Origin of the sequence: Hymenobacter sp. J193, assembly GCF_024700075.1 — a bacterium.
Lineage (GTDB): Bacteria > Bacteroidota > Bacteroidia > Cytophagales > Hymenobacteraceae > Hymenobacter.
In genome coordinates this window covers 4,052,430-4,073,522 of the sequence record NZ_JAJONE010000001.1, presented here as the reverse complement: position 1 = coordinate 4,073,522, position 21,093 = coordinate 4,052,430, and the positions used below count along the sequence as shown (strand labels likewise).

The 21,093-nt window shown below is 58.6% G+C and carries 15 protein-coding genes; 4 read left to right on the top strand and 11 right to left on the bottom strand.

Translation table 11 applies throughout. The features are described from left to right. Positions 1-69: 69 nt before the first annotated feature. From trpA to LRS06_RS17730, 9 genes are all read right to left on the bottom strand, one after another. Entirely contained in the window at positions 70-852 is a 783-nt protein-coding gene (gene trpA, locus LRS06_RS17770; RefSeq protein ID WP_257872725.1) for a tryptophan synthase subunit alpha, read from the bottom strand. Positions 853-974: 122 nt separating this feature from the next. Continuing rightward, positions 975-2,171 (bottom strand): tryptophan synthase subunit beta, encoded by a 1,197-nt coding sequence (gene trpB / locus LRS06_RS17765; protein WP_257872724.1) that lies wholly within the window; start codon positions 2,169-2,171, stop codon positions 975-977. 102 nt (positions 2,172-2,273) lie between these two features. Next, entirely contained in the window at positions 2,274-2,906 is a 633-nt protein-coding gene (locus LRS06_RS17760; RefSeq protein WP_257872723.1) for a phosphoribosylanthranilate isomerase, read from the bottom strand. Between the two features lies 1 nt (position 2,907). Then, positions 2,908-3,720, bottom strand: a complete 813-nt coding sequence (gene trpC / locus LRS06_RS17755) for an indole-3-glycerol phosphate synthase TrpC (RefSeq protein ID WP_257872722.1) — start codon at positions 3,718-3,720, stop codon at positions 2,908-2,910. Positions 3,721-3,788: 68 nt separating this feature from the next. Then, positions 3,789-4,781: an anthranilate phosphoribosyltransferase gene (trpD, locus tag LRS06_RS17750; RefSeq protein ID WP_257872721.1), complete on the bottom strand. Its 993-nt coding sequence runs from the start codon at positions 4,779-4,781 to the stop codon at positions 3,789-3,791. Positions 4,782-4,836: 55 nt separating this feature from the next. Continuing rightward, positions 4,837-5,403 (bottom strand): aminodeoxychorismate/anthranilate synthase component II, encoded by a 567-nt coding sequence (locus LRS06_RS17745; RefSeq protein WP_257872720.1) that lies wholly within the window; start codon positions 5,401-5,403, stop codon positions 4,837-4,839. Between the two features lie 20 nt (positions 5,404-5,423). Further along, positions 5,424-6,839, bottom strand: a complete 1,416-nt coding sequence (locus LRS06_RS17740) for an anthranilate synthase component I family protein (protein ID WP_257872719.1) — start codon at positions 6,837-6,839, stop codon at positions 5,424-5,426. Between the two features lie 308 nt (positions 6,840-7,147). Then, positions 7,148-8,575 (bottom strand): alpha/beta hydrolase-fold protein, encoded by a 1,428-nt coding sequence (locus tag LRS06_RS17735; protein ID WP_257872718.1) that lies wholly within the window; start codon positions 8,573-8,575, stop codon positions 7,148-7,150. Between the two features lie 39 nt (positions 8,576-8,614). Continuing rightward, a complete protein-coding gene (locus tag LRS06_RS17730; protein ID WP_257872717.1) occupies positions 8,615-9,178 on the bottom strand; it encodes a hypothetical protein in 564 nt (187 codons plus the stop codon). Between the two features lie 519 nt (positions 9,179-9,697). Here LRS06_RS17730 and LRS06_RS17725 point away from each other — a divergent pair. The 3 genes from LRS06_RS17725 to LRS06_RS17715 all read left to right on the top strand — a co-directional run bounded on the left by LRS06_RS17725 (position 9,698) and on the right by LRS06_RS17715 (position 15,510). Beyond that, on the top strand, positions 9,698-12,700 hold the full coding sequence (locus LRS06_RS17725; RefSeq protein WP_257872716.1) for a SusC/RagA family TonB-linked outer membrane protein: 3,003 nt from the start codon (positions 9,698-9,700) through the stop codon (positions 12,698-12,700). 12 nt (positions 12,701-12,712) lie between these two features. Then, positions 12,713-14,305: a RagB/SusD family nutrient uptake outer membrane protein gene (locus LRS06_RS17720; protein WP_257872715.1), complete on the top strand. Its 1,593-nt coding sequence runs from the start codon at positions 12,713-12,715 to the stop codon at positions 14,303-14,305. A 110-nt stretch (positions 14,306-14,415) separates the two neighbouring features. Further along, complete coding sequence (locus tag LRS06_RS17715; protein ID WP_257872714.1) at positions 14,416-15,510, top strand: SusE domain-containing protein; 1,095 nt, start codon at positions 14,416-14,418, stop codon at positions 15,508-15,510. Positions 15,511-15,882: 372 nt separating this feature from the next. On the opposite strand, the gene LRS06_RS17710 is transcribed toward LRS06_RS17715, so the two are convergent. After that, complete coding sequence (locus LRS06_RS17710; RefSeq protein ID WP_257872713.1) at positions 15,883-16,983, bottom strand: T9SS type A sorting domain-containing protein; 1,101 nt, start codon at positions 16,981-16,983, stop codon at positions 15,883-15,885. A 252-nt stretch (positions 16,984-17,235) separates the two neighbouring features. Here LRS06_RS17710 and LRS06_RS17705 point away from each other — a divergent pair, with 252 nt between their 5' ends. Continuing rightward, complete coding sequence (locus LRS06_RS17705) at positions 17,236-18,084, top strand: N-acetylglucosamine kinase (protein ID WP_257872712.1); 849 nt, start codon at positions 17,236-17,238, stop codon at positions 18,082-18,084. Positions 18,085-18,186: 102 nt separating this feature from the next. On the opposite strand, the gene LRS06_RS17700 is transcribed toward LRS06_RS17705, so the two are convergent. Then, the gene (locus tag LRS06_RS17700; RefSeq protein ID WP_257872711.1) at positions 18,187-21,084 is read right to left on the bottom strand and encodes an alpha-amylase family glycosyl hydrolase; all 2,898 of its coding nucleotides are present in this window, start codon (positions 21,082-21,084) and stop codon (positions 18,187-18,189) included. Positions 21,085-21,093 lie beyond the last annotated feature (9 nt).

The following is a 21,093-nucleotide window of genomic DNA, read 5'->3' as shown; positions in this document are numbered from 1 at the left end:
GGGTTCGGGGACGCGGAGAGTGGATGCGAAGACGTTGCAGAACAGCCACCGCGTCCTCTGCGGGAAATGTTAAGGGAGGATGGATGCTACGAATCGAGCAGCCGCGGCCGGGGCATCTGCCACGCCTTCGAGGGCCCGGATAAAGGCCGAGCCGATGATGGCGCCCTCGGCGTACTGACAAGCGTGCTGGAACGAAGCTTTATCTCCGATACCAAAACCAATGAGGCGCGGATTGCGCAGCTGCATGGCCTCGATGCGCTGAAAATAGGCTTCCTGCACGCCTTCGGCCTGGGTATTGGCGCCGCCCGTAGTGCCGGGGCCCGACACGAGGTAGAGAAATGAGTCCGTCAACTCGTCGATGCGGCGGATGCGGGCCGGCGCGGTTTGCGGGGTAATGAGGAACACTGGGCGCAGGTTGTACTGCTGAAAAATGGGCTGGTACTCGGCCACGTAATCATCCAGCGGCAAGTCAGGCAGGATGATTCCGTCGGCGCCCACGGCGGCGGCTTCGCGGCAGAAGTTTTCCACCCCAAACTGCAGCACCGGATTCAGGTAGCCCATCAGCAGAATAGGCGTATCGGGCACCTGCTCCCGGATGCCGGCCAGCTGCCGGAACAGCACGCGCAGGTTCATACCGTTCTGCAGGGCTACGGTGCTGCTTTGCTGAATCACGGGGCCATCGGCCAGCGGGTCCGAAAACGGCATCCCAATTTCGATAAGGTCGGCCCCGGCCGCGCTGAGGGCGTTGAGGATGGGAACGGTGTCGTGCAGGCTCGGGTAGCCGGCCGTGAAGTACACGTTGAGCAGGTTTTTCTGCTTATTGTCGAAGGCGTCTTTGATTCGGTTGGTCATGTCACTTGATACTATTTGTCATATTGAGCGCAGTTGAAGCATCTCTCCCTCTGGCTAACTCAATTGTGAAAGCGAAGCGGTAGAGATGCTTCGACTGCGCTCAGCATGACAATACCGTTGCCTTACATAATGGAGTCGGCGTACTTGATGTAGGTTTCCAGGTCCTTATCTCCCCGGCCCGACAGGTTCACTACCACTACATCGTCGGGGCCGGCGCCCAGCTGGCTTAGTGCGGCCAGAGCGTGGGCCGTTTCGAGGGCCGGGATGATGCCTTCCAGTCGGCTTAGCTCGGCCACCGCGCGCAGGGCTTCTTCGTCTTCGATGCTAATAAAGCGCGCCCGGCCGGAATCGGCCAGAAACGCATGTAGCGGGCCGATTCCGGGATAATCCAGCCCGGCCGACAAAGAATACGGCTCGGTAATCTGGCCGTCTTCGTCCTGCATGAGCAAGGTGCGGGAGCCGTGGATGATGCCCGGCTTGCCCAGCACCGACGTAGCCGCCGAGTGCCCCGAGTGAATGCCGTGCCCGGCGGCTTCCACCGCTACCAGCTGTACAGTGGGCTCTTCCAGAAAATGGTAGAACGCACCGGCCGCGTTGGAGCCGCCGCCCACGCAGGCCACCACGTACTGGGGCAGCTCAGAGCCGGTTTTTTCGAGCAGCTGCTTGCGCATTTCCTCGCTGATGACGGACTGCAGCCGGGCCACCAGATCGGGGTACGGGTGCGGGCCCACTACCGAGCCGATGATATAGTGCGTATCGACGGGGTTGCTGATCCAGTCGCGGATGGCTTCGTTGGTGGCGTCTTTAAGGGTGCGGCTGCCGCTCATGGCCGCCCGCACCTCGGCGCCTAGTAGACGCATGCGGTACACGTTGGGCTTTTGCCGCTCCATGTCAATTTCGCCCATATACACGATGCACTGCATCCCCATAAGGGCGCAAACTGTGGCCGTAGCGACGCCGTGCTGGCCGGCGCCGGTTTCGGCAATAATGCGTGTTTTGCCCAGGCGCCGGGCCAGCAGAATCTGCCCCACGGTGTTGTTTACCTTGTGGGCGCCGGTGTGGCAGAGGTCTTCGCGCTTGAGGAATACTCGCGTGTTGTACTTGGCCGACAGCCGTTTGGCCTCAAACAGCGGGGTGGGCCGGCCTACGTAGTCGCGCAGCAGCAACTGGTAATCCTGCTGAAAGCTGGGGTCGGCCAGAATATTGAGGTATTGCTGGCGCAGCTCCTCCACGTTGGGGTAGAGCATTTCGGGAATAAAGGCGCCCCCGAACTGGCCGTAGTAGCCGCGTTCCGTGGGTTGTTGGTAGGTTGGTGTCATATCGGTTGCACGCAGGGTTTCGGGGTGGGAGTCGCAGGGTTTCGCAGTGAATGGCCACCGCGAAACCCTGCGGTTTTCTCCTGCGAGACGCTGCTTGAAAAATCATCTGATTCGTACATCATCAAAAAACCGCCGCAGCTGTTTGGCATCCTTCACACCCGGCGCGGCTTCGAATTTGCTGTTTAGGTCCAGCGCAAACAGGCCGGGCAGGCGTAGGTTTCGCAGTTCGGCTGCGTGTTCCGGCCCGATACCGCCCGCCAGAAAGTACGGCACCGGCAGGTCGTAGCGCTGGAGCTGCTGCCAGTTGAAGGCGGTGCCGTTGCCGCCGGGCTGCGGACCGGCCGCATCAAAGAGAAAGTAATCCACGCTGCCCACGTACGGCCGCAGGCTGGCGAAGTCAAACGCCTCGCCCACTGCAAATGCCTTGATAACCGCCACGCCTGCCCGTTGCAGCGCGGCACAGACTTCGGGCGGCTCGGCGCCGTGAAGCTGCACCAGATTCAGGTCGTATTCGCGTACTCGCGCCAGTATTACCTCCGCTTCTTCGTCCACGAACACGCCAACTTTCTGAATTCCGGTGGGCAGCGTGGCAACTTCGGCAGCGGACAGCGTGGGCGCGGCGTACCGCTTGGAGCGCGGGTAGAAGATGAGGCCCAGAAAGTCGGGGCGCAGGGCGGCCACGGCCCGCAGGTTGTCGGGCCGGGCCATGCCGCATACTTTCAGGGCTGGCTGCATCTTAGAGGAGCGTTACGGCTTCGGTGTGGCGGAGCTGCTGCACCAGGGCGGCGCAGGCTTTTTCGGGGCGCGAGTGGCGCATGAAGGTTTCGCCGATGAGGAAGCCCTGGTAGCCCACGGCGCGCAAAGCCTCAATCTCAGCTGCCGACGACAACCCGCTTTCCGTCACTTTCACGAACTCAGCGGGAATGCGCCGGGCCAGCTCACCCGAGATGTCGAGGCTCACGGAGAAGTCGTGCAGGTTGCGGTTATTTACGCCCACCAGACTCACGGCGTCGGGATGCAGCGTTTTTTCGAGCTCCTCGGCGTTGTGGATTTCGAGCAGCACTTCCAGACCCAGGCTTTTGGCCAGCCGGCCCAGGCGCAGCACCTCTTCACCCGACAGCACGGCCGCAATCAGCAGTACAGCGTCGGCTCCGATGCTTTTGGCTTCCAGCACCTGGTACTCATCTACCACAAAATCCTTGCGCAGAATCGGGCAGAAATTGTAGCGGCGGGCCGTGGTCAGGTCCTCGTTTTTACCCCCGAAAAACTCCGTATCTGTCAGTACCGACAGCGCCGAGGCGCCGGCCTGCATGTAGCCCAGCGTGGTGCGCTCCACCGGCGCGTGTGGGTTGATGAAGCCTTTGCTCGGCGACTTGCGCTTGAACTCGGCAATGATGCCGCTCAGGTCGTCGCGCTGCAGGTAGCGGCGCAAGCTTAGGGGCTGGGCCTGCATGTAGAGGCTTTTTTCGAGCAGCTTCACCGGCACCAGGCTCTGGCGGTCGGCCACTTCCCGGCGCTTGTGCTGAATGATTTTATCGAGAATGGTCATTTTGGAGTTGTTGCTGGTAAAGTGTATTTCCGAACAGTGGCCGGGGCGAGATGAAGAGAATAAAGCGTTCAGCCGGCAGCTAGCAGCTTCTTAAGTGCCTGCCGCGCCCGGCCTGAATCCAGGGACTCCTGCGCTTTCGCCACAGCTTCGGCGAAGCTGAGCTGCGGCTCCAGGCAGCCAATGGCCAGAGCCGCGTTAACCGTTACTACGTCGCGCTGGGCGCGGGTGCCCTGACCTTCCAGCACCTGCACAAACAGCCGCGCCGATTCGGCGGCCGTACTTCCCCCGGCCAGCTCGGCGGGCAGGGTCGTGGTCAGGCCAAAGTCGGCCGCCGTAACGAGCTGCTCGCCGGCGGGGGTAGCCAGCTTGGCGGTGGCCGTCAGGGAAAGCTCGTCGTAGCCATCCAGGGCGTGAACCACGGCGTAGCGCACATCGGTTTGCTGCAGCAGATAATGGTATAGACGTAGCAGCTCCAGGCTGAACGTACCGGCTACCTGGTAGCGCGGCCGGCCCGGGTTTACGAGGGGCCCGAGGATGTTGAAAAACGTGCGCACGCCCAGCTCCCGCCGGATAGGGCCGGCGTGGCGCATGGCCGGATGAAACGAGGGCGCGTGCAGAAAGCAGATGTTGGCCTGCTCCAGCTGCCGCTTCAGCACGTCGTTGCCCGAAGTAAACTCCACGCCCAGCTGCGCCAGCACATCCGACGAGCCGCAAACTGACGACACCCCAATGTTGCCGTGCTTGGTGACCTTATACCCGGCTCCGGCCACCACAAAGCAGGCCAGCGTGCTGATGTTAAGCGTGTCCTTGCCGTCGCCGCCGGTGCCTACAATGTCGACGGTGTCGCGGGTGCCCAGCTCCGGGTCGCGGCTCAAGCTCAGCAGGGCTTCGCGGAAGCCGGCCAGCTCGGGCACCGAAATGGGGCGCATCCGGTACACGGTCATGAAAGCCGCCATTTCCGAGGCATTGGCTTCGCCCTGCCCGATGCGCAGCATGGCCTCGCGTGCCTCGGCGTGCGTGAGCAGCTGCTGCTCAAATAACTGGTTGAGAAGGTGTTTCACAAGGGATTCGTAAGGCTGGTTTGGCTGATTGTCATGCTGAGTCTGCTGCTTTTGCTTAAGCCAACCAGTTGCGCAGCATGTCGTGGCCATGCTCGGTGAGGATGGACTCGGGGTGGAATTGCACGCCGCGCACGTCATACTGGCGGTGGCGAAAGGCCAGAACCTGGCCATCGGCGTCCTGCACCGTCACTTCCAGCTCCTCAGGCATGGACTCGGGCCGCACGCTCCAGGAATGGTAACGGCCTACCTGAAAGCGCGAAGGCAAACCCGCGAAGAGCTTGTCCTCCGCCACCACTTCAGCCTCCGTAGCCAGCCCGTGTAGTACCTGCGGCAGGTTGTACAGTTCCCCACCGAAGCTTTCGGCCAGCCCCTGGTGCCCCAGGCATACGCCCAGAATGCGCTTGGTGGGTGCGTACTGGCGGATGATTTCCGGCATCAGACCTGCCTCGGAAGGCACGCCCGGCCCGGGCGACAGCAGCACGGCGTCGTAGTCGGCCACGTCGGCCACGGCCAGCTTGTCGTTGCGGATAACGGTGACGTTATCGGTGTGGCCCAGCTCCCGCAACACCTGCACGAGGTTGTAGGTGAAGGAGTCGTAGTTATCAAGAACGAGGATTTTCATGGCGTATTGGTTGTCCGTTTTTACACTAATGCCGCTTCCTGCAGAGCTTTGCGCAGGGCGGCCAGCTTGTGGTGCACTTCCTGCAGCTCGGAGTTGATATCGGAAGCGGCCACCACACCCGCACCCGCCTGGAAGTACAGCTGGTCGGCGGCACTCAGGAAGGAGCGAATCATGATGGCGTGGTTGAAGTCGCCGTTGAAGCCCAGATGGCCGATGGCACCGCCGTAGTAGCCGCGGGCCGTGGGTTCCAGCCCATCAATGAGCTGCATGGCGCGGTGCTTGGGCGCGCCGGAAAGTGTGCCGGCAGGGAAGGTATCGGCCACCACCTGCAGGGAGCTGGCTTTGGGCGCCAGCTTGGCCGTCACCTCGCTTACCAGGTGAATGACGTGAGAGTAGAACTGAATTTCGCGGAACACCTTCACCTTTACTTCGTCGCCATGGCGGGCCAGGTCGTTGCGGGCCAAGTCTACCAGCATCACGTGCTCGGCATTTTCCTTGGGGTCGGCGGCCAGCTTCTGGGCCAGGGCGGCGTCCTCGGCATCGTGGCCGGTGCGCCGGAAAGTGCCGGCAATGGGATACAGGCTGGCCTGGCGCCCCTTCACCAGCAGCTGCGTTTCGGGTGAGGAGCCGAAAATCTTGAAAGAGCCGTAGTCGAAGTAAAACAGGTAGGGTGAGGGGTTGATAGAGCGCAGCGCCCGGTACACGTTGAACTCGTCACCCACAAAACTCTGCTGAAACCGACGCGACAGCACAATTTGAAAGACGTCGCCGCGGCGGCAGTGCTGCTGACCCTGCGCCAGTACCCGCAGAAACTCCTCGTCGGTCTGGTTGGTTTGCTCCTCACCCACGGTCTGGAACTTGAAGTCTGGCAACGACGGGTTCCGAATCAGATTCACCAGCCGCGTCAGCCCGTCCTCGTCCACCGTTTCGCCGGCCAGCGTATGCTCAAACACATATAGCTCGTTGCGGAAGTGGTTGACGGCAATAACGTAGCGGTAGGTGCTGTACAGGATTTCCGGCACCGTGCCGGCCGGCTCTTTGGCCGTGTTCAGCTCCAGGTCCTCGAAGTACTGCACTGCCTCATAGCCCAGGTAGCCAAACAGCCCGCCCGTAATAAAGTCGTGGCCCGTGTCTTCGGTCTGGAAAGCATTGGCAAACTCCTGCAGCCGCAGCAGCGCTTGCCGGGGCTCGGCCAGCGTTTCGGTGTGCGTGGTATTGTTCGGCAACGTCAGCGTCAGCTCCCCGCCCTGCAGCTCAAAGCGGGCCAGCGGATCGAAAGCCAGATAGCTGAAAGCGTTCTGCTGACCGTGGTAGTCGGAGCTTTCCAGCAGCAGGCAGTTGGGGTACCGGTCGCGCAGGCGCAGATACAAGCCCACGGGCGTTACCGTATCGGCCAGCACCCGGAGGTAGCGCGTATGGAGCTGAAAAGTTTGCATAAAGGAAACGGGTAATGGAAGGAGGAGAAGCGAGTGAGCAGGGCACAAAAAAGCCCGGCGGGCGGCCGGGCTTTCTGTTGAGTCGATACGTAGAAGGTTGCTCTAACGCACGCACAGGGAGTCCCGTCCGGAATTTCCGAAGGGCCACCACCAAGCTTGCTGCGTCGAGGAGAAGGTCATTGTTGAATGCGAGTTGAGTAAGGCAAAGGTATTCCGGCAATCCGAACAAGCAAGCACCCAGCTGCTTTTTTCTTCTGCAAGTAACCAATAAGTCAAAATCCTGAACTCTATTGAAAGCTAGTACGCAGCTATTCTTTGTAGATTTTTTGTTCTTCAATATTATGCCGACCAGCCTTCACGCGCAAAGTATATATGCCTTTACTGAGTCGCCTAACATCTATCGAGTCACTAGCCCGAAAGTTTTTTAGCTGCAAGACCAGCCGGCTATTAATATCCCGTATCTCCACACCCACTCGCTCAACCCCGGATAAGATGGTTAGATGGAGCCAGTCTTTCACCGGATTAGGGTAGGCCCCGAGCAAGACTCGAGGATACTGACGTCCATTAGAAGCTACCACACCCGGCGCGTACAGCCACTGAAACGCCGCCGGAAACTCGCGCTGCCAGAACCACTCGGCGTGCTGCCCGTCTTCCAGCACGTGGTAGCTCATGTCGGCGGCGGCAAAGCCCTGCTGTTGCAGAGCGTCGCGCATGTCGGCCATCAGGGGCACCATGGTTTCGCTTTCCTTGGCGCCGGCCAGAAAGTAGAATTTGATGGGCTGCTGGTGGCCGGCTGTTTTCACGTAGTCGAAGAGCGGCTGCTTGGCAAACCAGAACGCCGGCGAAAACACGCCCACTTTGCTGAATACGTTCTGGTACTTCAGCGCCGCGTACACCGAAATCAGGCCACCCATGCTGCTGCCCGCAATACCGGTGTACTCACGGCCCGTGAGCGTACGGTACTGCTGGTCGATATAGGGCTTCAGGGTTTCTACCAGGAAGTCCACGTACTTGTCGCCCTCTCCCCCGCTCTTATACTCCGCATTAGGCCACGGCGAATACTCATTTAGGCGGGAGTTGCCACCGTTGTCTACGGCCACCACAATGGTACCCGTTGGGTCCTGTCCGCTTTGCTGCAGTTGGCGCAGAGCCTCATCTACGCCCCACTCGCCCGAAAAGCTCGTGCACTTGTCGAACACGTTCTGCCCGTCGTGCATGTACAGCACCGGATAGCGCCGGGCGCTGGTCGCATAGTCTACGGGCAGATAAATCCAGACGCGGCGGGTGCGCCCGCCCAGCTGGGGCATGGCAAAGCTGGCGTTTACGACCTGCACGTTGGGCTGCAGCGCGGTGCTGGTGCAGCCGCCGGGGCCACCCAAGTCTTTCCAGTTGGCTACCTGCAGCTCCACCGTAGCCGCAGCACCGGTAACGGTGTAGGTGCGGTTGCTCACGTCGGCCTGCTGGGCGCTGGTTTCCACCTTATCCCAGGAGCCCCGCGTAAATTTAAACTCCAGCTTGCCTGTTACGCTGGCCGGAAGAGTAATCTGGTACGTTCCATCGGTATTCTTAGCAAGGCTATGCGCTGCGCTGCCCGGGTCCCAGCTATTAAAGGAGCCGGCTATATACACGGTGGCGTCCGGAGGTGTGGTAGCCGGTACGCTGGTAAGCCGGATGGTGGTTTGGGCGTGGGCAGCCAGCGTCAGTAGGCAGGCTGCCGCCGTAAGGAAAATTCGCATGGGTGGGGAGGGGTGAGAAATCAAACTGTTCTGCTAAGGTCACCGGATAGCAGTGCCTTGTTGCGCGGGTGGCACTACACGCAGCACGTACAAAGCCCGCACGGAGTCGATTTCCGGCAGCACATTGGCCTGGAAATCGACTTTGGGGGTGATGCCCGTGCTGGCCGTCAGCGTCCGGAACTGGTTGGCATCGTCCCAGCACACGTAAAACTTTCGCTGCCTGGGCTGGCGCAGCGGCACGTAGTAGCTGCGGCCATCCGAGGCAAGTTGGCGCTTGCCGGTGGCCAGGGCATAAGTGCCTACCAGCCGCAGCCGGGCGCTTTCCTTACCGGCACCGGGCATATCCCGGTTTCCGCTTCCATCGAAATACACGTCGGGCCGCTTTACCAGATCCAGAAAGGGTAGCTTAGCCAGTAGCGGCAGTTCACTGCTGTTCATAATCAGCTGCTGCGCGGCGGTGCCCGGCGGTTTTTCCCGGTAGAATACCAATACCGGGTCTGGTATCTCAATGGCCCGCAGCCGGGGTGCCGGACGGGTACCAGCCCTTACCGGCCCCAGCAGCAGCCCTATTCCGAAAGCAGAGGTAAGCAGCAGGCGTTTCATAGAAGGTAAAGCTAGAGAAAGTAAACCGGAACCCATAACCGGGGAACCTCTGCCCGCTCCCAAGTGTAGTATTTGTCCGGTTTAAGCTTTGGAGCCGAAAAAAAACTCTCGCCTAAAAAGGATGTTATGTAAGCGTATCAGCGGATTTGGGCAGGCTAAACGAAATTCTTTCGCTACGCGCTTTCTACCGATAAAATGCCCGTGGGTAAGTAGTTACTAACTATAAGGCATTTGTCGGCCTGAGTACGTGACACCCCGTACAAAAAGAGCGAAATTTCGCCCGCAAAATAGACTTATTACAATACCATCCCGCAGGCTGCAAAGCGTTGTTTTTCTTGTTTTCAAAGGTTTAACTTGCAGAGAATATCCCCAATCCGGCATTCTTGGATGCCGGTAGCAGCCGATGACACAGAGCAGGTTTTGCCCCGAAATATACTTTTTCTACGGCCCCTACTGCCTCTCTTGAACCAGTGCAACTTCCCACATGTTTTTTCCCCTTACCTTCAACCAACCTTCTTAATGAAACACCCTTATCTGCCGAAACTGCTGTTTCTGCTTTTGTTTGTGTGTGCTGGTTTCACCAGTGCGCTAGCGCAAACCGGCTCCATAAGCGGCCGGATTGTGGACGAAAAAAGCCAGGGCATCCCCGGTGTGACCGTGCTAATTGAAGGCACCTCCCTGGGCACTTCCACCAACTCCGACGGTCAGTTCTCCATCCAGAACGTGCCCGCCGGTCCGCAAACGATTGTCGCATCGTTTGTTGGGTTCACCACCACCCGTCGTCCTGTCACGATAAGCGCCGGGCAGAACGCAACTCTGGACGTAAGCCTGGCCGAAAACACTACGCTGCTCAATGAGGCGGTAGTTATCGGCTACGGTACCCAGCGCCGGCAGGACCTGACGGGCGCCGTAGAGCAGATTTCCGAAAAGCAGTTCGTGAAAGGCCAGGTAACCAACCCCGAGCAGCTGATTCAAGGCAAAGTAGCCGGTTTGCAGGTAACCACCGGCGGTGGTGCGCCTGGCACGGGCTCGTCTATCCGTATTCGCGGCGGCTCTTCGCTGAGCGCCAGCAACGACCCATTGATCGTAATCGATGGCGTGCCCGTTGACAACCAGGGCATTTCCGGGGCGGCTAACCCCTTGTCGCTGATCAACCCCAACGACATCGAAAGCATTACGGTGCTGAAGGATGCTTCGTCTACGGCCATCTACGGTTCGCGCGCTTCTAACGGCGTAATTCTGGTGACCACCAAGCGCGGCCTGCAGGGCGAAAAGCTAACGGTGAACGTAAGCTCGCAGAACTCTATTTCGGAAGCGGTTAAGTACATTGACGTGCTGAACGGCCCCGAGTACCGGGCACTGGTTAATTCCCGCGGCAATGCCCAGCAGAAAGCCCAGGTAGGCACGGCCAACACCGACTGGCAGAAGGAGATTTTCCGCACGGCCCAAACCACCGACAACAACGTGAGCATTGCCGGCTCGGCTGGCCCGGTTCCCTTCCGGGTGTCCGGCGGCTACCTCGACCAGGAAGGCCTGTTGATCAACAACGACCTGAAGCGCTACACCGGCTCGATTAGCCTCACGCCCGTGCTGCTGGACAGCAAGCTGCGCGTGACCCTGAACCTGAAAGGCTCCTGGATCGACAACAACTTCTCGGATGGTGGCGCGGTAGCAGCGGCCGTTTTCTACGATCCTACGCAGCCTGTGTACTCCAGCAATCCTTTGCTGGCTAAGTATGGCGGATACTACCAAAACCTGGATGTGAATGGCAACATCAACACCCTCTCGGGCCGCAACCCGGTGGGTCTGATCAACCAGCGCCGCGACCGGAGCACCGTAAAGCGCAGCATCGGCAACATCCAGCTCGACTACCGCCTGCCCTTCGTAGACGGTCTGAGCGCCAACCTGAACGTGGGCTACGACATTCAGCGCGGCCGTGGCTCGGTATACGTAGCACCCAACTCCGCTACGTTCGTGGGTGACCGTCTGGGCAAAGGCCAGAACAACCCCTACGCCGCCAACAACGACAACAAGCTGCTGGAAGCCTACCTTAAGTATGACAAGGAAATTGGAATTGGCCGCCTGGAACTGCTGGCGGGTCATTCCTACCAGGCCTTCGACTACAAAACGTTTGTCTTTGACGACTTCACGGCCGCAGGCGAGGTATTCATCCCGGCTACGATGCCCATCAACGGCAAAGACTACACCGACCCGGGTTACCGCCTGCTGTCGTTCTATGGCCGCGCCAACTACAACATCAAGGATAAGTACCTGTTCACCGGCACTTTCCGGGCCGACGGCTCTTCCCGCTTCCCTGAGAACAACCGCTGGGGCTACTTCCCGTCCGGTGCTTTCGCCTGGCGTATTAAAGGAGAAGACTTCCTGGCCAACAATTCGGTGGTGTCTGACCTGAAACTCCGCTTCGGCTACGGCCAGACGGGCCAGCAGGACCTGGGCACCAGTGTTGAAGGCTTGTATGGGTACCTGGCGCTGTATACGCCCAGCCAGAACACCGCTTCTTACCAGCTGGGTGACCGATTCTACACCACCAGCCGTCCTAGCTTCTACAACCTGCAGCGCAAGTGGGAAACCACGACAACCTACAACGTAGGTCTGGACTACGGCTTTATCGACAACCGCATTTCCGGCTCGGTAGACGTGTACCAGCGCGATACGAAAGACCTGCTGAACTTCATCGAAGTAGCTGCGCTGGCCAACCTGTCTAACGCTGGCAACTTCAACGTGGGCAGCATGACCAACAAAGGTGTGGAAGCCATTGTAAACGTAGACGTTCTGCGCGGCGAAAAGCTCAACTGGTCGCTGAACCTGAACGGCAACTACAACCAGAACGAAATTACGCGCCTTACCCTGGTGGAGTCGCCAAACTACATTGGCGTTCCTACCGGCGTTATTGGTGGCGGGGTTGGCAACAACATTCAGATCAACTCGGTAGGCTACCCGGCAAACTCCTTCTACGTGTATCAGCAGGTATACGGCACGGATGGCAAGCCGCTGGAAGGCGTGTACGTGGACCGCAACAAGGATGGTGTGGTAAACGGCTCGGACCGCTACCGCTACAAGTCGTCGCGGCCGAAGTACATCCTGGGCTTTGGCTCCAACCTGAGCTACGGCAAAGCCAGCCTGGCTTTCACGATGCGCTCCAGCCTCGACAACTACATGTACAACAACCTACGTTCGGGCTCTACCTTCTCGGCCAACTCTACCGGCTTCCTGAGCAACGCCACGCACGAGGTTCTGAACTCGCAGTTCAGCACGGCCCAGTACTTCTCCGATTACTACATGGAGAATGCTTCGTACCTGCGCATGGAGAACATCACGCTGGGGTACAATGTGGGTAAAATTGCCCAGGACAAGGCGAACGTAAACCTCTCGCTGTCTGTTCAGAATGCGTTCGTTATCACCGATTACACCGGGCTTGACCCAGAGGTGTTCAACGGCATCGATAACTCCATCTACCCGCGCCCGCGCACGTTCACACTTGGTCTGAACATCGGCTTCTAAAAATTCCCCTTCATGAAAAATAAATTCATACGCAGTGTAGCAGCCGCGCTGCTGGCTGTTGCTCTTTCACCGCTTTCTTCGTGCGTGAATGAGCTGGATCAGTCTCCTTCTTACCAGGCCAACACCGAAACGGTGTACCGCGACCCCGCCCAGATCCAGCAGGTATTGGCTCGTCTGTATGCCACGCTCGCAGTAAGCGGCCAGTCGGGTCCTTCTGGTCAGCCGGATATTTCCGGTATCGATGAAGGTTTTTCCAACTACCTGCGTCAGTACTGGGGTGCGCAGGAGCTGACCACCGATGAAGCCATTATTGCCTGGAATGATGGCAACCTGCCCGACTTCAACCGCCTGGCCTGGAACGCCGATAACGAATTTGTGCGGGCCATCTATGACCGGATTTTCTATCAGGTTTCGTTGTGCAACGAGTTTATCCGGCAAACCACGCCGGCCAGGCTGAGCGAGCGGGGTATTTCTGAGGAAGATCAGGCCGCCATCCGCACCTACCGGGCTGAAGCGCGCTTCCTGCGCGCCCTCAGCTACTGGCATGGCATCGACATGTTTGGTAATATTCCCTTTGCCACGGAAGAGTCGACCGTAGGCAGCACGCCTCCGCCGCAACAGTCGCGCAAGTTCGTATTCGATTATATCGAGTCGGAGCTGAAAGCTATTGACGGTGAGCTGCTGGCGCCCAAAGCCGTGTATGCCCGCGCCGATAAAGCGGCGGCCTGGATGCTGCTTTCCAAGCTGTATCTGAATGCTCAGGTGTACACCGGCCAGGAGCGCAACAACGATGCTGCCATCTACGCCGCCAAAGTAATCGATGCGAATGCCTTCACGCTGGCTCCCGACTATCAGAGCCTGTTCCTGGCCGACAACGATAAAACGGCTGCTCGCAACGAGGTAATCTTCCCGATTACGTTTGACGGTCAGCGCACCCGTACGTTCGGAGGCATGACCTTCATTGTACACGCCGCCGTTGGGGGTAGCATGTCGCCTGCTAACTTTGGCGTAAACGGTGGCTGGGCTGGCAACCGGGCCAAGAAAAACCTGGTGGAGCTGTTCCCCGACGGGGCTGCCAGCACCGATAACCGGGCTCTGTTTTATACAGCTGGTCAGAACCTGGAGATTAATGACATCTTCGCTTTCACGGATGGCTTTGCCGTTACCAAGTTCAAGAACGTAACCTCCAACGGCGCCCCCGGCTCCGACACGGAAGGCAACTTCCCCGACACCGACTTCCCCATGTTCCGCCTGGCCGACACCTACCTGATGTATGCCGAGGCGGTGCTGCGCGGCGGGGCTCCGGTAGCCGGCCGCACGCCCCTGGCAGCAGTGAATGCCGTACGGGACCGGGCTGATGCGGAGGCACTGACTTCCGTTGATCTGGATGACATCCTGGATGAGCGGGGTCGTGAGCTGTACTGGGAAGGTCACCGCCGCACCGACCTTATCCGCTTTGGCAAGTACACCACTGCCAGCTACGTATGGCCCTTCAAAGGTGGAGTGAAAGAAGGCCGTGGAGTTGAAGACTTCCGCGTACTGTTCCCGATTCCGACAACAGATCTGGTGGCGAATCCTAACCTGAAGCAAAACACGGGATACTAAGCCTGGAAATTAGCTGGCAGATGCCGGGTGGTAAGATGAACTCTTAGTCTACCTGTTGCATTTGCCAGCTAACCTGGCTTACCTGTTTCTCACCTCTTTCAAAAAATAATATGAAACTCTGGCTTACCCAAATACTAGGGCTGTGCGCGGGCGTAGTACTTCTTTCTTCCTGCGAGAAAGATGAAGTACGCGTAGTTGCTCAACCCGGCACTCCTTCTACCCTCACGGCTTCAACTACCACGGTGGATCTGGCCGAAAGCAAGGCTGCTGAAACTGCGGTAACCTTTTCCTGGACGCCGGCAGACTACGGCTACGAAGGACAAGTTGTGGCTTACGAGCTGCAGCTTGATAAGAAAGGCAACAAATTCGCCAAGCCCCAGCTGTTTGCCGTTGGCACGGCCATGAAAAAAACCTTTACGGTAGCCGAACTGAACTCGCTTATGCTGGAGCTGCAGTTACCTGCCGATGCGACGGCGGAGATTGAAGCGCGGGTGAAGACCTCTATCGGCACGACAGGCTCTGCCACGGCCACGACGCGCTACTCGGCTGTATCAACGGTAAGCGGTACGCCTTACAGCGCTGGTGATGTTGTTATTCCTTATCCTTCGGTTTACATCCCCGGCGCCCACCAGGGCTGGGACCCGGCCTCGGCTCCGAAAGCGGCTTCGGTTGCAGATAACAAGGTGTACGAAGGCTATGCTAACTTCCCCGCGGCCAACAACGAGTTCAAATTTACGGCTGCTCCCAACTGGGACCTCGCGTACGGTGATGATGGCTCGGCCGCTACCACGGGTGGAACAACCACTGGCAAGCTCTCCACTACTCCCGGTGGGCCTAACCTCAAGGTTCCTACTGCCGGCTACTACATGCTGAAGGCTGACCTCAATACGCAGACCTGGAGCGCAACGCGCACGGAGTGGGGCATCATTGGCTCAGCTACTGCAAAAGGCTGGGATGGTGATACCCCTATGACATTTGATGTAGCTAATCAAGTTTGGACCGTGACCACCGACCTGAAAGGTGGCCAAGCCATGAAATTCCGGGCCAACGGCAACTGGGACGTCAACTTTGGCGACAATGAGCCCGATAAAATTCTCGAGTACGGAGGTAAGGATATTATAGTGAAAGATGACGGTAATTACACCGTTACGCTGAGCCTGAAAAATGGCGCGGGCAACTACACGTACAAGATTCGTCAGAACTAGTTTCTGAGCCAGCTGCTTCTATTAAAAGCGCCACCCGATTGGGTGGCGCTTTTTATTTTTAACCCGGTTTGCACTTCCGGTACACAAGGTATTTTCTATACTTCCGAAAAAGCTGGTTTCTGCTACGCGGATTCCCGCGCCATTGGGCAGGCTGTCCTGCTGACGCAATATGCCGAGATAGTAAGCAGTTTCTTGAACGATGTATAAGGGTGTGAGGGCGCGTATTCGCGGCTTATCGTCTACGTGGCCTATGTTCAACGACGAAACGTAAGTAGGTGTTTCTGCCCCCTTCGTGAAAGGCTGTACCTGGAAAACAAAAAAGGGAAGGCCGATCAGCCCTCCCCTTTTTGCGGCGAAATGGATTCCGGTGCGCTACAGAATAACCACTTTCTGGCTGGTCAGCTGGTCACCAACCCGCAGCTTTACGAGGTAGGTTCCGGCTTTCAAATCGGTGAGGGCCACGGACTGCGTGCCCGACTGCTTGGCCGCTGCCAACGTGCGCATCCGCTGCCCCATCAGGTTATACACCTCCAGCACTACGTCGTTCTGGCCGGTTACCTTGTAACGGATGTTGGCCTTATGAGCGGGGTTGGGATATACCTGAAAATCAAGCTCCCGGGCTACGGCGCCACGGTTGGCAGTAGCTACCATCACCGTGTAGCTGATAGATTGCGTACCGGGTAGGGCTGAGAAATCGGGGTTGGTAGCAAAGTTGCCTTCGTTGTTGGTGCCGATGGGTGCGGTCTGTGGTGCGGTGTTGCCCGGAACTACGGGTAGTACGTCAGACGAGAAATATCCGCCGTCGCCGTTGTTCTGGGCAGCAAACAGTTGAATCACATCATTATCGGCAATGCCCAGATCGGCTTTATCCAGCTCGATTTCCCAAGCGGCGGTGCCACCGGCAGCGGTGTGCGCCGTGAGGGTATTGAGGTTGGTGAAAGCCATGCGCGTTTTGCCAAAACCACCGGTGGTGCCATCAGCCACGGTAGCTGCCGTACCAACATTCAGCAGGTCGCCGGTCTTCTGGTCGGTGGCTTTTCCATCTGTCAGCTTGGTGTAGTCGATAATGCTGCCAGCGGAAGACGTAGTGCCCCCTTTCACGCCAAACGCATAGTCTACCTCCATGTCCATCTTGGCCATGTTCTTCTCAAACGAAGTACCAGTAGTGTTGCTGGCCGCCAGCGCCTGCCCGGCCGCAATACCGGTTTTGCCGGGCAGATTCAGGTAAATCTGCAGGGAGTTACCATTGGTTTCCAGGGCGGCCGTCAGGGCAATGTACAGCTTGGTAGCCGTGGTTTTTACATACATGGCGCCAATGCCATGGTCACCAAAGCCATGAACGGTGCTGGTGTTTTCCCCAATCATGGTGTAGCCTTCAGCCGGAAGCAATTGCCCGTCCAGCGTTTGCGCCTGAGCAGAGAAGGAAGCCGCAGAAAGCAACCCCATAGTTGCGAGGGTAAGGATTTTTTTCATGAGAAACTGTAAAATGGGAAGGAAAAGGAAATATGATGAGTGTTTGTGCTACAAACTGCCGTAGTAGCCTGTTTTGCGCATTTAATATACAGCCATACGCTCCTTAGGTTAGTGGGTTGAGCTCAAACAATCAAAAAAAAAGTTTCTGGTGGTGGCCGCTCACTTCCCTCAGTGACCTTGTGCGTGCTGTATTGGATTAGGCTACTATCTTTACCTCCCCCTAACATTTGAACATCTTCCAACTTTTCTTCTATGATCATCATTGCCGACGGCGGCTCGACGAAAACCAACTGGTGCCTGCTTGACAACGAGGGTAACAAAATCTACTTCAACACGGAAGGCTACAACCCGTACTTTATCGACACGCCCGGTATTGTGGCCTCGCTGGAGAAGAGCCTGCCCGATACGTTGCCCCGACAGGAAGTAAGCGAGCTGTACTACTATGGCGCCGGCTGCTCGGTACCGGAGAAGGTGGAAACGGTGGCCAAGGCCATGCGCCAGGTGTTCAGTGGGGCACGCGTGTATGTGGGCCACGATCTGCTGGCCGCCGCCCGCGCCCTGCTGGGCCGCGACATGGGTTTTGCCGCCATCCTGGGTACGGGCACCAACTCCTGCATCTATAATGGGCAGGACGTGGAGCTTAACATCGACTCGCTGGGCTACTTCCTCGGCGACGAAGGCAGCGGCTCCTACATCGGCAAGCGCCTGCTCCGCGACTTTATGCGCGGCTACCTGCCCGATGGCCTGCAGGAAGCTTTCCGGGCGCAGTACGAGCTGACCAACGAGGAAATCTTCGACCGCCTCTACAACCAGCCGCTGCCCAACCGCTTCCTGGCTTCGTTCAGCAAGTTTGCCTACGACCACAACAACATCAGCTACTGCCGCGAGATTGTGCTGGACGGGTTCGAGGCATTTTTCCGCAACCTGGTGGCCCATTACCCCAGCTACCAGAACTACTCCTTCAACTGCGTGGGCTCGGTGGGCTACAACTTCCGCGACGCGCTGGAGCAGGTAGCCAAGGGCTACGGCATGGAAGTAGGCAAGATCATCCGCTCCCCCATCGATGACCTCGTGCACTACCACACCGTGCTGACGCGTTAGGTAGTTCCCAGCGGACACCTTGCTTGTTCTGCTAACGGTCCATAAAGAAAAAGGCCTCTTCACTTGCGTGAAGAGGCCTTTTTAGTGAAGCAAGTGCTCGGCTTAGTGCTGAACCATCAGGCGGGTGGTGGCTACTTTGCCGCCGGCCTGCAGGCGCACGATGTACACGCCGTTAGCCAGGTCCTGTACCGGAATGCTCAGCTCATGCGCGCCGGTGGCCTGCTTGGCAGCAGCGGGTACGGTGCGCACCGTAGCGCCCAGCACGTTCACCACGCTCACCGAAACCTGGGTGGCCTGGGGTAGCGTGTACTTCAGGCGTACGGCCGAGCCGGCCGGGTTGGGAGCCGCTGTAAAACTCAAAGCCAGGGCGGCGCGCTCCGTAGTGGTGGGCAGCACGGTGCCGCTTGGCACGGCTACTTTCTTCGACAAATACACGCGGTACTCTCCGGGCTGCAGGGTGAGCTGCTTGCTCACGTCGGCGGCAGCTACGGTGAGGGAAGTGCCGTCGAGGTAGTTGTACCAGGTTCCGGCCGACTGGAAATCGGGGCTCACGGTTTTGGCTACCACGTCGAAGTTGCCCAGCACCGTCATGCTCAGGCTGGCGTCGCTGAGGTGCAGGGTTTTCACCGCGCCGGTAGTGGTCTGCGTGAAGGTGGCGCTGGTGTTTTCGAATACGGGCTGGCTGGTGCGCAGCGTAATCAGGCTGCGGTACACGTCGTAGAGGTGGCGGCGGTTGGGGTTGTCGTAGTACTCGTCCAGCACGGGCTTGTTGCTGAGCTTGCACCCATCATCCTTGCCGTATTTGTTGGGGTCCGTGCCGTCGTCGCCGGGGTAGGTACCGTTGGGGCACATGAAGATGCCTTTGTCGTAGCCAACTTCGCCAAACTGCCAGATCATGCGGGGGCCGGGCACCAGGAAGAAGAAAGCGGCGGCCGTTTCCTGGCGGCTCAGGGCCGTGTTCAGGTTTTTCACCGAGTAGCTGCCGGAGCTGTTGCCGAAGCGCAGGTTCTTGTACATCAGCCGGTCCTCGTCGTGGCTTTCCATGTACGTCACCAGGTTAGGCTCCGTAAAGCCGCGCTGCTTGTAGTAGCCCCAGCTCAAGTCGGACTTGTTGCCGTCGTTGTAGCCCATAGTGGCCTCGTTGTAGTTAGTCGTCATCTTGCCCCACAGCATCAGGCCGGCAGCCGATAGAGCCTTAGCTTCGTCGTTGGCCACGAAGGTTTCCAGGATAGCGTAAGATCCGGGGCTGGCGGCCTGTTGGGCGGCGTAGTAGTCCTTCCAGATGTTCACGCGCGACTGGTCGAACACCGACTCGTAGGTGGCTTCCGTTTTCTGCACCTGGCTGAAACCGCCGGCCAGATCGTAGCGGTAGCCGTCGATGTGGTACTCGTCCAGCCAGAACTTGATGACCTGCTTGCTGAAGTAGCGGGTGTACTCGCTTTCGTGGTTGAAGTCGGTGCCTACGTTGTAGGGGTGCGTGGCCACGGCGTTAAACCAGGGGCTGTTGCTGCTATACATTTGCACCATCGGGCTCTGGCCAAAGGAGTGGTTGAGCACCATGTCGAGCACCACGGCAATGCCGCGCTTGTGCGCTTCGTCGATAAGCTTTTTCAGATCGTTCTTGGTGCCGTAGTACTTGTCGGGCGCGAAAAAGAAAGAGGGGTTGTAGCCCCAGCTTTCGTTGCCTTCAAACTCGTTCACGGGCATCAGCTCCAGCACGTTGATGCCGAGGCGCTTGAGGTAATCCAGCGAGTCGGTTACGGTTTTGTAGTCGTGCTTCACCACAAAGTCGCGGATCAGCAGCTCGTACACCACCATATCCAGCTTGCTGGGACGCTCGAAGTTGGTTACCTGCCAGTTATAGGCGGGCTCGTTCGACTGCAGCACCGATACGATGCCGGTGGTTTTGCCCGTGGGGTAAGCCTTCAGGTTGGGGTAGGTAGCGGCCGTAATGTACTGGTCGTTGTTGGGGTCCAGCACTTTTTCGGTGTAGGGGTCAGCCACGCGCAGGCCGTCTACCTGAAACTGGTAGGCGTATTCCTGGCCGGGCGTGAGGCCGTCAATCTGCACCCACCAGCGCGTGTTCACGTCGTCGGTGGTGCTGGTTTTCTTGAGCTGGTACTGCAGGCCGGGCTGCCAGTTGTTGAACTCGCCCACGGCGTACACGGCGGTTTTGCCGGGAGCTGTGAGCGTGAGAATAGCCGATTTGCCGTTGTTGATATACGTCACGCCGTCTTTCTTGGCGCCGGTCGGCAGGGCCGCCACGGTAGCGGCCGGGCTGGCGAAGATGGTAATTTCGTCGGTGGCCGTGGTAGTGCCGCTGGTGGCTGTTAGCTTGAGCACGTTGTTGCCGGCCTGGGTCAGGGTCACTTCCTTGCTGAGCGTGGTGGCATTGGTTTGCTGGTCAACCTGCGTGCCGTTGAGCGTGAGCGTGAGCGTGGCGGCGGCCGAAGCCGTACCCGTGACGGTTACCTTGGCGTTCTGATTCACAAACTGCGTGGTGCCGGCCGTGGTAGGCCCGGTGATGCGCACCGACAGCGCCGACGTTTGCGCTACATCCACGAAAATATCCTTGCCCCCCGTGTTGCGGCCCGACTTGGTGCCGTCGGCACTACGGAACAGCATGGCCAGCTTCACGATTTTCTCGCCGGCAGCCACCTTGTCGTAGTAGGTGCGCGGGGTGAAGGTGATGGTGTAGAGGTTGGGATTGGAGGCGCTGCGCGTCATCTTCTCCTTGGCGATGGGCGGCGTCCAGGTGGTGCCTACTACGGCTTTCCAGTCGGAGTCGCTGGTGCTCTTGTCGGTGATAACGCCCGTCCAGATGTACACCTCGCCGGTGAAATCTTTCAGGCCGGCGTCGCCTTTGGTGGCGTCGAAGGTGAGTGTAACCGGTGTGGTTTCGGTGAAGAATACCGGGTCGGCAGTAACTACCTGGGCGTAGGCAGCCGGCATACCAGCCAGCGCTACTGCCCAGAGCAGTAGAAGTCGAAGTGCTTTCATGGGAATTGG